The sequence below is a fragment of the Frischella sp. Ac48 genome (assembly GCF_019641635.1).
Taxonomy (GTDB): Bacteria; Pseudomonadota; Gammaproteobacteria; order Enterobacterales; family Orbaceae; genus Frischella; species Frischella japonica.
In genome coordinates this window covers 1-13,272 of the sequence record NZ_JAETXP010000010.1, presented here as the reverse complement: position 1 = coordinate 13,272, position 13,272 = coordinate 1, and the positions used below count along the sequence as shown (strand labels likewise).

The 13,272-nt window shown below is 34.9% G+C and carries 14 protein-coding genes; 3 read left to right on the top strand and 11 right to left on the bottom strand.

Annotated elements, in window-relative coordinates:
- Positions 1-585: 585 nt before the first annotated feature.
- The gene (locus JMI89_RS08235) at positions 586-1,440 is read right to left on the bottom strand and encodes an aldo/keto reductase (protein WP_187754865.1); all 855 of its coding nucleotides are present in this window, start codon (positions 1,438-1,440) and stop codon (positions 586-588) included.
- 550 nt (positions 1,441-1,990) lie between these two features.
- Here JMI89_RS08235 and JMI89_RS08230 point away from each other — a divergent pair.
- Both JMI89_RS08230 and JMI89_RS08225 read left to right on the top strand, forming a co-directional pair.
- On the top strand, positions 1,991-3,190 hold the full coding sequence (locus JMI89_RS08230) for an MFS transporter (protein ID WP_220679810.1): 1,200 nt from the start codon (positions 1,991-1,993) through the stop codon (positions 3,188-3,190).
- Positions 3,191-3,215: 25 nt separating this feature from the next.
- Entirely contained in the window at positions 3,216-4,007 is a 792-nt protein-coding gene (locus tag JMI89_RS08225; protein ID WP_220679809.1) for a hypothetical protein, read from the top strand.
- Between the two features lie 999 nt (positions 4,008-5,006).
- Here the strand turns inward: JMI89_RS08225 and JMI89_RS08220 are convergent.
- The 3 genes from JMI89_RS08220 to JMI89_RS08210 all read right to left on the bottom strand — a co-directional run bounded on the left by JMI89_RS08220 (position 5,007) and on the right by JMI89_RS08210 (position 7,228).
- Entirely contained in the window at positions 5,007-6,032 is a 1,026-nt protein-coding gene (locus JMI89_RS08220) for an alpha/beta hydrolase (protein WP_220679808.1), read from the bottom strand.
- A 42-nt stretch (positions 6,033-6,074) separates the two neighbouring features.
- Positions 6,075-6,506, bottom strand: a complete 432-nt coding sequence (locus tag JMI89_RS08215; protein ID WP_220679807.1) for a cupin domain-containing protein — start codon at positions 6,504-6,506, stop codon at positions 6,075-6,077.
- 101 nt (positions 6,507-6,607) lie between these two features.
- Positions 6,608-7,228 carry a carboxymuconolactone decarboxylase family protein gene (locus JMI89_RS08210; RefSeq protein ID WP_081299451.1) on the bottom strand — a complete coding sequence of 207 codons (621 nt, stop codon included), beginning with the start codon at positions 7,226-7,228 and terminating at the stop codon, positions 6,608-6,610.
- A gap of 246 nt (positions 7,229-7,474) precedes the next feature.
- On the opposite strand from JMI89_RS08210, the gene JMI89_RS08205 reads away from it, so the two are divergent.
- Positions 7,475-8,377 carry an AraC family transcriptional regulator gene (locus JMI89_RS08205; protein ID WP_220679806.1) on the top strand — a complete coding sequence of 301 codons (903 nt, stop codon included), beginning with the start codon at positions 7,475-7,477 and terminating at the stop codon, positions 8,375-8,377.
- Positions 8,378-8,603: 226 nt separating this feature from the next.
- Here the strand turns inward: JMI89_RS08205 and JMI89_RS08200 are convergent, their stop codons facing one another.
- The 7 genes from JMI89_RS08200 to JMI89_RS08170 all read right to left on the bottom strand — a co-directional run.
- Positions 8,604-8,780: a hypothetical protein gene (locus JMI89_RS08200; protein WP_220679805.1), complete on the bottom strand. Its 177-nt coding sequence runs from the start codon at positions 8,778-8,780 to the stop codon at positions 8,604-8,606.
- A gap of 106 nt (positions 8,781-8,886) precedes the next feature.
- Positions 8,887-9,567 carry a hypothetical protein gene (locus JMI89_RS08195; RefSeq protein ID WP_220679804.1) on the bottom strand — a complete coding sequence of 227 codons (681 nt, stop codon included), beginning with the start codon at positions 9,565-9,567 and terminating at the stop codon, positions 8,887-8,889.
- 108 nt (positions 9,568-9,675) lie between these two features.
- Positions 9,676-10,359 (bottom strand): hypothetical protein, encoded by a 684-nt coding sequence (locus JMI89_RS08190; protein ID WP_220679803.1) that lies wholly within the window; start codon positions 10,357-10,359, stop codon positions 9,676-9,678.
- A 108-nt stretch (positions 10,360-10,467) separates the two neighbouring features.
- Positions 10,468-11,157 (bottom strand): hypothetical protein, encoded by a 690-nt coding sequence (locus JMI89_RS08185; protein ID WP_220679802.1) that lies wholly within the window; start codon positions 11,155-11,157, stop codon positions 10,468-10,470.
- 108 nt (positions 11,158-11,265) lie between these two features.
- Positions 11,266-11,946: a hypothetical protein gene (locus JMI89_RS08180; protein ID WP_220679801.1), complete on the bottom strand. Its 681-nt coding sequence runs from the start codon at positions 11,944-11,946 to the stop codon at positions 11,266-11,268.
- A gap of 108 nt (positions 11,947-12,054) precedes the next feature.
- Entirely contained in the window at positions 12,055-12,744 is a 690-nt protein-coding gene (locus JMI89_RS08175; RefSeq protein WP_220679800.1) for a hypothetical protein, read from the bottom strand.
- 108 nt (positions 12,745-12,852) lie between these two features.
- A partial coding sequence (locus tag JMI89_RS08170; RefSeq protein ID WP_220679799.1) for a hypothetical protein occupies positions 12,853-13,272 on the bottom strand: 420 nt, incomplete at its 5' end.

Sequence of the window (13,272 nt, the reverse complement as noted above, 5' to 3'; positions counted from 1 at the left end):
TTTTTGTACTACTTGTGATAGTAGCCTGTAGTTAATATTGCTAATAAGCTTTAAAAAGCGATTTGGCTAAACAATATTAGCAATGATTCGCGTTGGATTATTAAACAACCAATTATGCACTTTTAGGACGTTTTGACCCTCTTAAATCGCTATAGCCCAACTGCGGTAACCATCCACATTGCGTTTAAGTTATTTGAGCTTTTAAAAACCTTTAGCCTATTTCGCCAAAAGGGTGTGTTTTTTGCTTTAGTAATCAGTTGCACCTACGAAAATTTCATCTAGAAATATATAAAAATTGTATCATCCACCGTGCGCAATACAGCCGTCATCTCTTATAAAAGCAATAGTTTGACTGGATCAAGCAATTTTAATAGGTTTCTCACTTTGTAAAGAGGTTTATGCCTACCACAACCTATATCGCTGAATTTATAAGCTAAACTGTTTGTAGTAAGTTGCTAGTCAGTTTGCCTAAGGCGCCGTATAAAATGAGATGGATAAATACTGATTTTAATATTACAACCTAATATTTTGTTGTTTCTTAAGCAATTGACTTATCTTTAATTCACAACCTCTCTCGCTAAAAAACTAAATATCCAATCTCCGGCTGGTTAACCATTTTACTTTTTCCGGATCTCGATGATCAAAAAATTGACTTGTATTTGTATCAAGCGCTGCTATTTGTTGCATATCTTTATCAGAAAGTTCAAAATCCCAGATATTTTGATTTTCGACTATTCGCTCTTTACGAACAGATTTTGCCAAGCTCGCAATGCCTCGTTGTGCTAACCAACGTAAAACCACTTGCCCTATCGTTTTGCCATATTTAACGGCAATTTGACCTAACACCGGATGGGTAAATAAACCATTTTTCCCTTCAGCAAACGGTGCCCAGGCTTGAGGAGTTATGCTCTCTTTTTGCATATAAGCCACTGCTTCATGTTGTTGTTGAAATGGATTAATTTCAATCTGATTCACAGTAGGAATAGTAGTGTGAAAGGCGGTTAAATCAGCTAATCGATCTGGTTGGAAATTACTTACACCGATAGCACGAGCTTTACCTGCTGAATAAAGTTCCTGCATTGCTTGCCAAGCACCATGAACATCGCCATAAGGTTGATGAATCAAATAAAGATCAATATAGTCTAATTGCAAACGATTTAATGAGCGTTCAAATTGTGCCTTAGCACCATTGTAATTGGCATCTTGCAACCATAATTTAGTCGTAATAAATAATTCTGCTCGATCAATCCCATGTGCACGAATAGCATTACCAACTTCAGTTTCATTTTGGTAACTTGCTGCTGTATCAATTAACCGATAGCCTGAATCTATTGCATCATGCACTGCTTTTTCACACTCAGCTTGATTATTCATTTGAAAAACACCAAACCCTAAAATAGGCATTTCGATACCATTATTTAATTTTATTTTAGTTAACATAAAGACCCCTCTTTATTTGGAAAAATAAAAATATTATAGTTTCGCCAGCAGTTTAGATAAGGTGGTTATGATGATATTCTATAGTGAAATTTTTTCATTAATGATTTATTTTGAGACTTGTATGGTAATTTAAAAACAACTTAACGATTTTACTGATATCGTTAGGGATTGCATATATTTAAACTATTACGTCAATAAAGATTACTTGCAAGTTTAGAATAATACTTTATCTAAAAAAACTTGATCATGTTTTAATACGTTCAAACCCTTAGCATTAAAACTACCGAAAGCATAAAAATATGAGTAGCTCTGTTACTTTGTTAAAGTTAATTATCTTATTCTTCATAAAATAAAGTACGTTTAATATTTTTTCACTTCCCTTTGATATAAATTTCATATCACCAAATAAGTATTTCGGTATTTTGATTTTTTTATATAGTCTTTTATTCGTTATGTTAATTCAACAATATTGGGATTGTCATTTCAAAATTTACGTTGAGAAAAAAAGCGTTGCAATTCGTTTAACGCACGTTGAATAGGATTTTAAATTATGCAGTCAAATGTCACGCCGGTAGTATATTCAAAACAGCTAAAAACAAAAACAAGTATTATCGTTTCGGCTATTTTAATTATACTTTTAGTCGGTTCAGTTTACATAAGCCAGCTTATTTTTCAGGAAATTTCCAAAAGTTTCAATATAGATATTTTGGAAGCACGCAATGTTTTCAGTTTAGCATGTTGCTTCTATGCAATTTCATTTTTTATTTATGGTCCATTATCAGATCGAATAGCAACAAGATTATTAGTGCTTTTTGGTTGTATCGGAACGGTTTTTTGTCTGGGTATATCGGGTATTATCAGTTCATTTAACCTATTTTTATTTATCATGTCATTATTAGGCTTTTTTGCTGCTGCAGTACCTGCGGCTTTATTTGCATATACAGCTAGAAATACCCCTAACGAAAAATTACCACAAACCATGGGGGTGATGATTTCAGCTTCTATTATTGGCATTATTTTTAGTCGTAGCATGATAGCCATGCTGACAGATTACTGGTCTTGGCAAGTTGCTTTTATGATTTATGCATGTTTAATCATCTGTGCATGTTTTTTTATTCCATTCGCAATAAAAAAAACAAAAAAAACATCTAAATTTAGCATTAGTCGCACTTACATTGATGCAGCAAAATTATTACTAAATCATTCCGTAATTATTTTTCTAATAATCGGTTTTATACTTTTTTTTGTTTATCTTGGATTATCTTCAATTTTAACATTTCATTTAAAAAGTGCGCCATTCTATTTATCATCAACTACTTTAGGATGGTTAAATTTTGTCGGGTTAAGTGCAACAATTGGAGCAACACTTACAGGAAAACTGTCACAATTTATGTGTAAAGAACGACTATTAATCATTTGTTTATTATGCGTAATAGCGCCCGTCATAATGATTGGATTTAGCTCAGAATTGTTATACCTAATACTCGGTATTTTTTGTTTATTTCTTGTCGTTTTTGGTATTCAACCCATTCTTATTGCAATGCTTAATCAAATTGTTACCATTCATTCTAGAGGTGCTATATCTTCCTTATACCTTTTGTTCTGCTTAGCTGGCGGTAGCCTTGGAACTTATACATTAGGAATACTTTATGAAAACTGGAATTGGATTAGTGTGATTATTACCTGCATTGTTTTAACATTTTTTAATGCATTCTTAGCTTGGTTAGGAATACAAAGAATAAAAAAATAGATTCTAATTTATGGGAAATTTTATTATGAAAAAAAATTTTTTACATGTTATCACTTTTATATTTTTATCTTTAAATGGAGGAATGGGTATGGCTGAATTAACCACCATGGCAAAATCATTTAATGCTCCGACAGGCATTGCGTTTGATAGTACAGGTGCTATGTATGTAACCAATTGGTCTGGCAATTCAGTTATAAAAATAAAAACGAATGGGGAACGTCAGACCTTTTATTCTGACATTTCATCGCCTGCCGGTATTGTCATTGATAAACAAGATAATATCTATGTGTCATCTTATAGTGATGATTATATTCTAAAAATCACAGCCAATGGTCATGCTCAAAAAATTTCTGAAAATTATCATACACCTACAGGTATAGCATTTTCAAATTCAGGAAAATTACTCATTACCAATCGTTCAGCGGGGGAAATCGTTTCGCTGGATTTAAACAGTGGTAAGAAAGAAATAATCGTACGTGGGCTATCGACACCGGTCGGAGTTACTCAACTCCCTGATAATAGCTTAGTTGTTTCTCAATATAGTGGTCGTCTCACATTAATTGCTCCCAATGGTAATAAAACGGAATTAGGTCGTGATTTTAATCGCCCAGGGGTAGGCATTGTGACGATTGCACCTACCCAAGTTGCGGTAATTGATAATGGTGCCAATATGGTGCGCAAAATTGATGTGCGAACTAAAGAGACTAGTACCTTGGTATCATCCTTATCGGGCGCCGTCGCATTAGCATATTACAACAATCATTATTATATAGGGACCTGGGGAGATGGCTCGGTTTATAGATTTGATGAGAATTAATTTTTTAAGATAGTTAGGTAAAATACTTTGCCTTTATTAAACGGTCTAAAATCTCATCACCATAAAATATATTTGTTAAACACTTATTTTTATTACCTTGTTGAAGATACTTATCCTCCATAAATATACTTAGCAAGGTAAATATTAGCCGATATGCTTGTTAGGTAATGTTTACTTTTTTATTTGCTATTAATGATCTTTGCCATATATTATTAGACACATAATCTTCGCAAAAAAAACGGTAAATATATAATCACCGATGAATAGCTTTATTGGCTATAAATAACAATGATAACAAGCTATTTCGAATTTTTTGATGGTTAACCCCGTAAATATTGGTATATCTACACCCAAAAAACAACCCAATTAACCGTTATTGGTTAATTACAGAATGATGGTAAAGTACAAACTAAGCAGTTTGCAACAAAAAATATGTTGATAATTTTATATTTGTGGCTCAAGGTGAGCGAAGCATCCTAACCATAATTAGATTTGTTGTATGTATTAAAAAACTAATGAACATAAAATGTTCGGCATTGATAATCCCAATGTTAAAATTAAAAGACGTCAAATATGTCAAAAAAATTACATTCGGCTAAAATCGATTGTTAGTTAATGTGTAATAGTCTTTATTCAATCTGACTCTGGCGTTATTGTATAGCGTATAAAAGAGTATCGGACATAAATAAAATCGCAAAACAGATAAATTAGAACTTTTAGATAAATTAGCAACACACCTCGGCCATGTCAAAGCTGTAAAGTTATTGGATATGACCGAGTCAATTATTTTGCTATAACTTTAGGGGCTTAATGCTATTTTATTCGAAACCGCATCAAGCAGTATTAAAGCAAAAACTTTTTATAAATCTCTTCGGTCTTACTAAACATGTAGGGATTGATAATCTGTATAAAAAGATAAAGCTTAAAATTTTTTCAAGTTCTGTAATTCATTATCTTTTCACTGCAAAGCATTTTCTTATTTTTAAATCATAAAAAAATTTATAATAAATTAGCGCTAAAAAACGTTTCTAATTTATCAAAGGGAATTTTATTGGTGGTATTATCATATAAATCAGTATGCACTGCATTAGGAATAATCATTAATTCTTTATTTTTACTGCCAACCATTTTAAACGCATCTTCTGAAAAGTAACGAGAATGCGCTTTTTCACCGGCGATAATTAATGTTGGGCACTCAATTTCATGGGCATGATTCAATAACGACTGATTAATAAATGAAAGTGGCATACTTAACACCCATGAACCATTCGGATTTGAATTGACAGAACGAATATGAAAACCACGTTTAGTGGTATAAAAACGAGAATAATCTGCAATAAATTGTGGTGTTTCATCCGTGATTTGATCAACGGTAATATTGTTTCTTGGATTCAACGTGGCATAACTATTTTGTGAATCGTCCCAGCGGCTATTATTCAATGACTGTTTCATTGCTAATCGTTGCCCTTCTGTCATGCTATCATTATAACCTTTAGAAATAACTCGACTCATATCGTACATGACAACGGTTGCTACCGCTTTAATTCGCGTATCAATCGATGAGGCATTTAAAGCCATACCACCCCAACCACAAATCCCCAAAATGCCAATGTGCTCCCGCTCAACGCAATCTATAGATCCAAGATAATCAATAGCGGCACTAAAATCTTCGGTATTGATTTCAACTGATGCTTGATTACGCGGTAATCCACTGCTTTCACCAGTAAAAGAGGGATCAAATGCCAAAGCAATAAATCCTCGCTCTGCTAGAGTTTGCGCATAAAAACCTGATACCTGCTCTTTTACGGCGCCAAATGGTCCTGCGACAACAATAGCAGATAATTTATCTGGGCTGTTTTTTGGGCGATATAGATCTGCGGCAAGCGTAATGCCATAACGATTTTTAAACGTGACTTTAAAATGCTCAACTTTATCACTTTGTAGAAAAATCTTATCCCAACGTTGTTCTAACTGAATTGTCTGAGGTGGAACTGTAATAACCGTTTGAGAACAAATATTAGTCATGTCATTATCTCACATTGAAATTAATGTTTTAAATCTAATTAGTTAGCATAATTTTTGGAAATCTTCTTCAGATACCGCTTCACACCATTCATTATAGGTATCCTCACCCGGCACTTCGATAGCGATATGGCTAAACCATGAGTCAACTTTAGCGCCATGCCAATGTTTTACATTCGCAGGAATGGTGATAACCATACCGGGCTCTAAACTTATTGGCTTATCCCCATATTTTTGATACCAACCGCTACCAGCGGTACATAATAAAATTTGCCCCCCACCTTGTGATGCATGATGAATATGCCAATTATTTCGACAGCCAGGTTCAAATGTGACATTTGCAACTAATAAGGGAGACTTTGCTGTTAATAAATTTAGATAAGATTGACCAATAAAATATTTAGCATAATTTACATTCGGCTCACCCTGTCCAAATAAATTATGTTTTTCAAATTCAGATTGACTGATTATTTTCATAATAACTATCCTCGTCAGGAAATGATTTAAAGCTATCTGTGTAATAAAACTTATTTTGTGAAACATGGATATATTTACTATATCCATTTGGTTGTAATTTTTTATTGGCCTTTTACTGCACGGTTGAATCGTTCAAATTCGATTTCACCAATTTTTGATTTTAAAATATTCGCAATGCCATCTAATTGAGTGGGAGATACCCCGACATTTTGCGCAATTTGAACATGAGATTTAATCTGACTATCGGCACCTTGCAAGGTTGATAGCGCAGCTAATGTCGCTATCTCTCTATCTTCATAACTTAAAATATCTCGACCAAAAATATCGCCAAAAAGATGGGCTTTTAAAAATTGATCAATAGTAGGTGAAAAATCCATAATGCCACCCGTAACCGGTTTGCCTACAACTTTTGTTTGAATTTTTGTACCCAACTCTAAAGCGCTTAAATTAGTCGGTAATGGTGCTGAAGTAGAACCAACTGTGTCAGTAATGCCTTCTTTTTGACGTTCTTCTAGTAGCGCTTTAAAGGCACTCAAACCATTTAAACTTCTTGGAAAACCTACATAGGCATAAAGTTGAACTAAAATTTCTTTAATTTCATTGATGGTTAATCCTTGATTCAATCCATCAATTAAAGCTTGCTTTAAGCCAATCATATCGCCTTTAGACATAAAAGCGGAAATAGTAACAATCGATCCTTTTTTTGGTGTTAAAATATTCATAGCCTTTGCCCTTAAACAATTAGTTAATACTGCAAACTTTTGCTAACCACCCTAGATTTTGACTATTAAGTGCGACAAATATGATAGATAATTTATTAGATACTGATGCGAATGTATTTCACTCCGTTTTTGATTATTATAAGATCTGATAATAATATCCAATAGAGCCGATCCTGCCAAAAAGTTGCCTAATCCTATCAGAAATCATATGCTAATAGAGAAATCTAAATAAATAGAGAAATCTCTATGTTAAAAAAAGAAATTAAAAAAATAATGCTAAAAAGAATGCCAACTGTGGGTGACTATCCAACACAAATTAAAAACTTTGGCATTTATAGGCGTGAAGTTGGCAAAAATAAAGATATTTGTCTAGAAAATTGTTTTTATCAACCTATGATCACAATGATAATACAAGGTGAAAAAAGCTCTCTACTTGGCACCAAACGTTATCATTATAAACAAGGTGATTATCTTATAACCTCGATTGATATTCCAACGATAAACACAATTAAAAATGCGACGACAAACGCCCCATTTCTTTCATTGTCACTTTTGATTGATAATAAATTAATTAAAGAGTTATTAATAGAATACCCGGAATTAAATAAACCTTCGCAACAAAGTTTTAATGGTATTATTGTCTCAAAGGCTGAAGATGATCTAATCAATGCTTTTTATCGATTGCTCAAGTTGTTGGATAAACCTGAACAAATTTCAGTTTTAGCGCCACTAATCATAAAAGAAATTCATTATCTACTTTTAATCGGCCCATTTGGTGAAGCGCTAATATCAATTTGTATGCCAGAAACAAGAAGTTATCGTATTGCGAATACGATCGATTGGCTAAAAGAGCATTTTAGAGAGCCAATAAAAATGGAACAACTGGCCAATCAAGCGAATATGTCACTCTCTAGCTTTTATCGTCATTTTAAAAAAGTAACAAGTTTAAGCCCGTTGCAGTTTCAAAAACAACTTAGATTACATGAAGCCCGGCGTTTAATGGTCAGCGAGAATATGACAGCGATTCAAGCGAGTTTAAAAGTCGGTTACGAAAGTGCAACACAATTTAATCGAGAATATAAAAACTTATTCAACCAAACACCCTTGCAAGATGTGCTAAAAATACGCAAAGGTTATAAACGGATTTAAATCAAAGCCGAGCAATAATGTTTTTATTCGGGAACATGCAATATTGAGCAAAATAGAACAAAAGTGAAAATTTTATAAATATGACATATAGTTATGAAAATGAACAGTTTATGAGGTTAAAAACAAATAATAATGATATCGTAAACATTTCATTTATATTCGATGATTTAAAACGTTTAATTAAATTCGAAATGGAACTCAATTGTGAAAAGCGTTAATCGGTTGATTATCTGATCTTTGGGTCACGGATATTCGTTATGTCCAGCCCGACAAAAAGACAATAGGCATCTAATCCTTGATAACCATTGACTAAACGCGCTTTCATCCCCTTATAATCCTGACAACTGCTTAATAACAGCAGTAACGCTAATAATACGGCATATTTTAATCGGCTTAATTGCATCTTATTGCTCCTATTGATAGTGATATTCTTGAACCAGTGGCGCTAACTCGATACCCGATATGACCATTGTGGTCTTTTCGTGCTTGTGTTTTATCAATGGATTTAATTATAAATAGTAGCCTACCAAGTAAGGTTCTATTACGGTACCGGTACTATAATTATAATAGGAGCCATCCTTTTTAGTTAAGTACACTTGCCCCTCTTGATTCATTTCATCACTGTTAAAATAAATATTATATTGTCTAATTTTCCGCAAAGCCGGATGGCTCGCCCACTCGGGCACGTCATATAAATTATAGGTGAAATCGACTATCGTTTCCGTGGTGCGGCCGCCATAGAAATCGGTTTCCCGGTCGCGAATATTCGTTACGTCCAAAATTTCTCGCCGACCAAAGCAGAACTGCGCATATGTTATTCTTTTCTCTTCACTATAACTGAGTCTTATATACTTCTTGCCTTCTTCTGTTAAGCTGTAAAGTGGATAAGATTGTCCATCTTGCCCTTCTGCGGTGACTGAATTTAATAAACCTACTTGTTCAAATACCGGTAATCGTTCATTTAATTTATGAGTTTGAGCATCATAATACTCCTGATATTCTTTTTCCTTACCTAAACCATAAGGTTGCGATAAATAAGGGAAATTAATTCGCCCGACAAAAAGACAATAGGCATCCAGCCCTTGATAACCGTTGACTAAACGCGCTTTCATTCCCTTATAATCCTGACAACTGCTTAATAACAGCAGTAACGCTAATAATACGGCATATTTTAATCGACTTAATTGCATCTTATTGCTCCTATTGATAGTGATATTCTTGAACCAGCGGCGCTAACTCGATAAGCTCGAGATGATCGTTGTGGTCTTTTCGTGCTTGTGTCCTACCAATGGATTCAATTATAAATAGTAGCCTAATCGAATTGTCTCTATTGATACACTAGTACCATAATTGTAGTAAGTACCGTCTTTTTTAGTTAAGTACACTTGCCCTTTTTGATTCTTCTCATCACCGTTAAAATAAATATTATATTGTCTAATTTTCCGCAAAGCCGGATGGCTCGCCCACTCGGGCATATCATATAAATTATAGGTGAAATCGACTATCGTTTCTGTGGTTCGGCCACCATAAAAATCGGTTTCCCGGTCGCGGATATTCGTCACGTCCAAAATTTCTCGCCGACCAAAGCAGAACTGCGCATCTTTTAAATCATTTCGATGATAAATTCCTGATGCTTGTACAGGTTTATAATAGCGTTTACCCTCCGGCGTTAAACTATAAAGCGGATACAATTGTCCATCTTTACCCTCCGCCAGAACTGAGCTTAATAATCCTGCTTGTTCAAACGCCGGTAATAATTCATCCAGTATCTCTTTATCGGAAAGATTTTTACTCTCTTGTGTCCATATATCTACCGGTTGCGCTAAATAAGGGAAGTCAATAACACCTACATATAAACAATAGGCATCCAGCCCTTGATAACCGTTGACTAAACGCGCTTTCATCGCCTTATAATCCTGACAACTGCTTAATAATAGCAGTAACGCTAATAATACGGCATATTTTAATCGGCTTAATTGCATCTTATTGCTCCTATTGATAGTGATATTCTTGAACCAGCGGCGCTAAATCGATAAGCTCGATATGACCGTTATGGTCTTTTCGTGCTTATGTTTTACCAATGGATTCAATTATAAATAGTAGCCTATTCGATTCGTTCCTATAGAACGACCTGTACCATAATTATAATAAGTGCCATCCTTTTTAGTTAAGTACACTTGCCCCTCTTGATTCATTTCATCACCGTTAAAATGAATATTATAGTACTTAATTTTCCGCAAAGCCGGATGGCTCGCCCACTCAGGCACATCATATAAATTGTAGGTGAAATCGACTATCGTTTCCGTGGTTCGGCCACCATACAAATCGGTTTCCCGATCGCGGATATTCGTCACGTCCAAAATTTCTCGCCGACCAAAACAGAACTGTACATCATTTAAATTTTCAATATTTACAAATCCTGCTGTTCTATTGGTTTTATAATAACGTTTGCCTTCCGACGTTAAATTATAAAGCGGATACATTTGTCCATCTTTACCCTCCGCCAGAACTGAGCTTAATAAACCCGCTTGTTCAAATGCCGGTAATAATTCATCCAGTATCTCTTTATCGGAAATATTTTTATCTTCTTCCAACCAAATATCTACCGGTTGTGCTAAATAGGGAAATCCGTTTACCATTCGCCCAACGTACAAACAATAGGCATCTAATCCTTGATAACCGTTGACTAAACGGGCTTTCATTCCCTTATAATCCTGACAACTGCTTAATAACAACAGTAACGCTAATAATACGGCATATTTTAATCGGCTTAATTGCATCTTATTGCTCCTATTGATAGTGATATTCTTGAACCAGTGGCGCTAACTCGATAAGCTCGAGATGACCGTTATGGTCTTTTCGTGCTTGTGTCCAACCAATGGATTCAATTATAAATAGTAGCCTAATCGAATTGTCTCTATTGATACACTAGTACCATAATTGTAGTAAGTACCGTCTTTTTTAGTTAAATACACTTGCCCTTTTTGATTCTTTTCATCACCGTTAAAATAAATATTATATTGTCTAATTTTCCGCAAAGCCGGATGGCTCGTCCACTCGGGCATATCATATAAATTGTAGGTGAAATCGACTATCGTTTCCGTGGTTCGTCCACCATACAAATCGGTTTCCCGGTCGCGGATATTCGTCACGTCCAAAATTTCTCGCCGACCAAAGCAGAACTGTGCATATGTTATTCTTTTCTCTTCACTATAACTGAGTCTTATATACTTCTTGCCTTCTTCTGTTAAGCTGTAAAGCGGATAAGATTGTCCATCTTGCCCTTCTGCGGTGACTGAATTTAATAAACCTACTTGTTCAAATACCGGTAATCGTTCATTTAATTTATAAGTTTGAGCATCATAATACTCCTGATATTCTTTTTCCTTACCTAAACCATAAGGTTGCGATAAATAAGGGAAATTAATTCGCCCGACAAAAAGACAATAGGCATCTAACCCTCGATAACCATTGACTAAACGGGCTTTCATCCCCTTATAATCCTGACAACTGCTTAATAACAGCAGTAACGCTAATAATACGGCATATTTTAATCGGCTTAATTGCATCTTATTGCTCCTATTGATAGTGATATTCTTGAACCAGTGGCGCTAACTCAATAACCTCAAGATGACCGTTGTGGTCTTTTCGTGCTGGTGTTTTACCAATGGATTCAATTATAAATAGTAGCCTATTCGATCCGTTCCTATTGAGCGACCTGTACCATAATTATAATAAGTGCCATCCTTTTTAGTTAAGTAAACTTGCCCCTCTTGATTCTTTTCATCACCGCTAAAATGAATATTATATTGTCTAATTTTTCGCAAAGCCGGATGGCTCGCCCACTCGGGCACATCATATAAATTATAGGTGAAATCGACTATCGTTTCCGTGGTACGACCACCATAAAAATCGGTTTCCCGGTCGCGGATATTCGTCACGTCCAAAATTTCTCGCCGACCAAAGCAGAACTGTGCATCTTTTAAATCATCCCGATGATTGACTAAAGCAGCTTTGGATTGCTTATAATAACGCTTCCCCTCTTCTGTTAAACTGTAAAGCGGATACAATTGTCCATCTTTACCCTCCGCCAGAACTGAGCTTAATAAACCCACTTGTTCAAACGCGGGAAGCCGCTCGTTATTTAATCTATTTGTGTAAAAATCATTATCTTCCTGCGTATTTCCATCTGTGATAGGTTCGGCTAAATAGGGTAAACCTGTTATTCTCCCAACGTACAAACAATAGGCATCTAATCCTTGATAACCGTTGACTAAACGGGCTTTCATCCCCTTATAATCCTGACAACTGCTTAATAATAGCAGTAACGCTAATAATACGGCATATTTTAATCGGCTTAATTGCATCTTATTGCTCCTATTGATAGTGATATTCTTGAACCAGTGGCGCTAACTCAATAACCTCAAGATGACCGTTGTGGTCTTTTCGTGCTTGTGTCCTACCAATGGATTCAATTATAAATAGTAGCCTATTAAGTTAGGCTCTATTACGGTACCGGTACTATAATTATAATAGGTGCCATCCTTTTTAGTTAAGTACACTTGCCCTTTTTTATTTTGTTGGTTACCGGTAAAATGAATATTATATTGTCTAATTTTCCGCAAAGCCGGATGGCTCGTCCACTCGGGCATATCATATAAATTATAGGTGAAATCAACTATCGTTTCTGTGGTTCGGCCACCATAAAAATCGGTTTCCCGGTCGCGGATATTCGTCACGTCCAAAATTTCTCGCCGACCAAAGCAGAACTGTACATCATTTAAATTTTCAATATTTACAAATCCTGCTGTTCTATTAGTTTTATAATAACGTTTGCCTTCCGGTGTTAAACTATAAAGCGGATACAATTGTCCATCTTTACCCTCCGCTAGAAC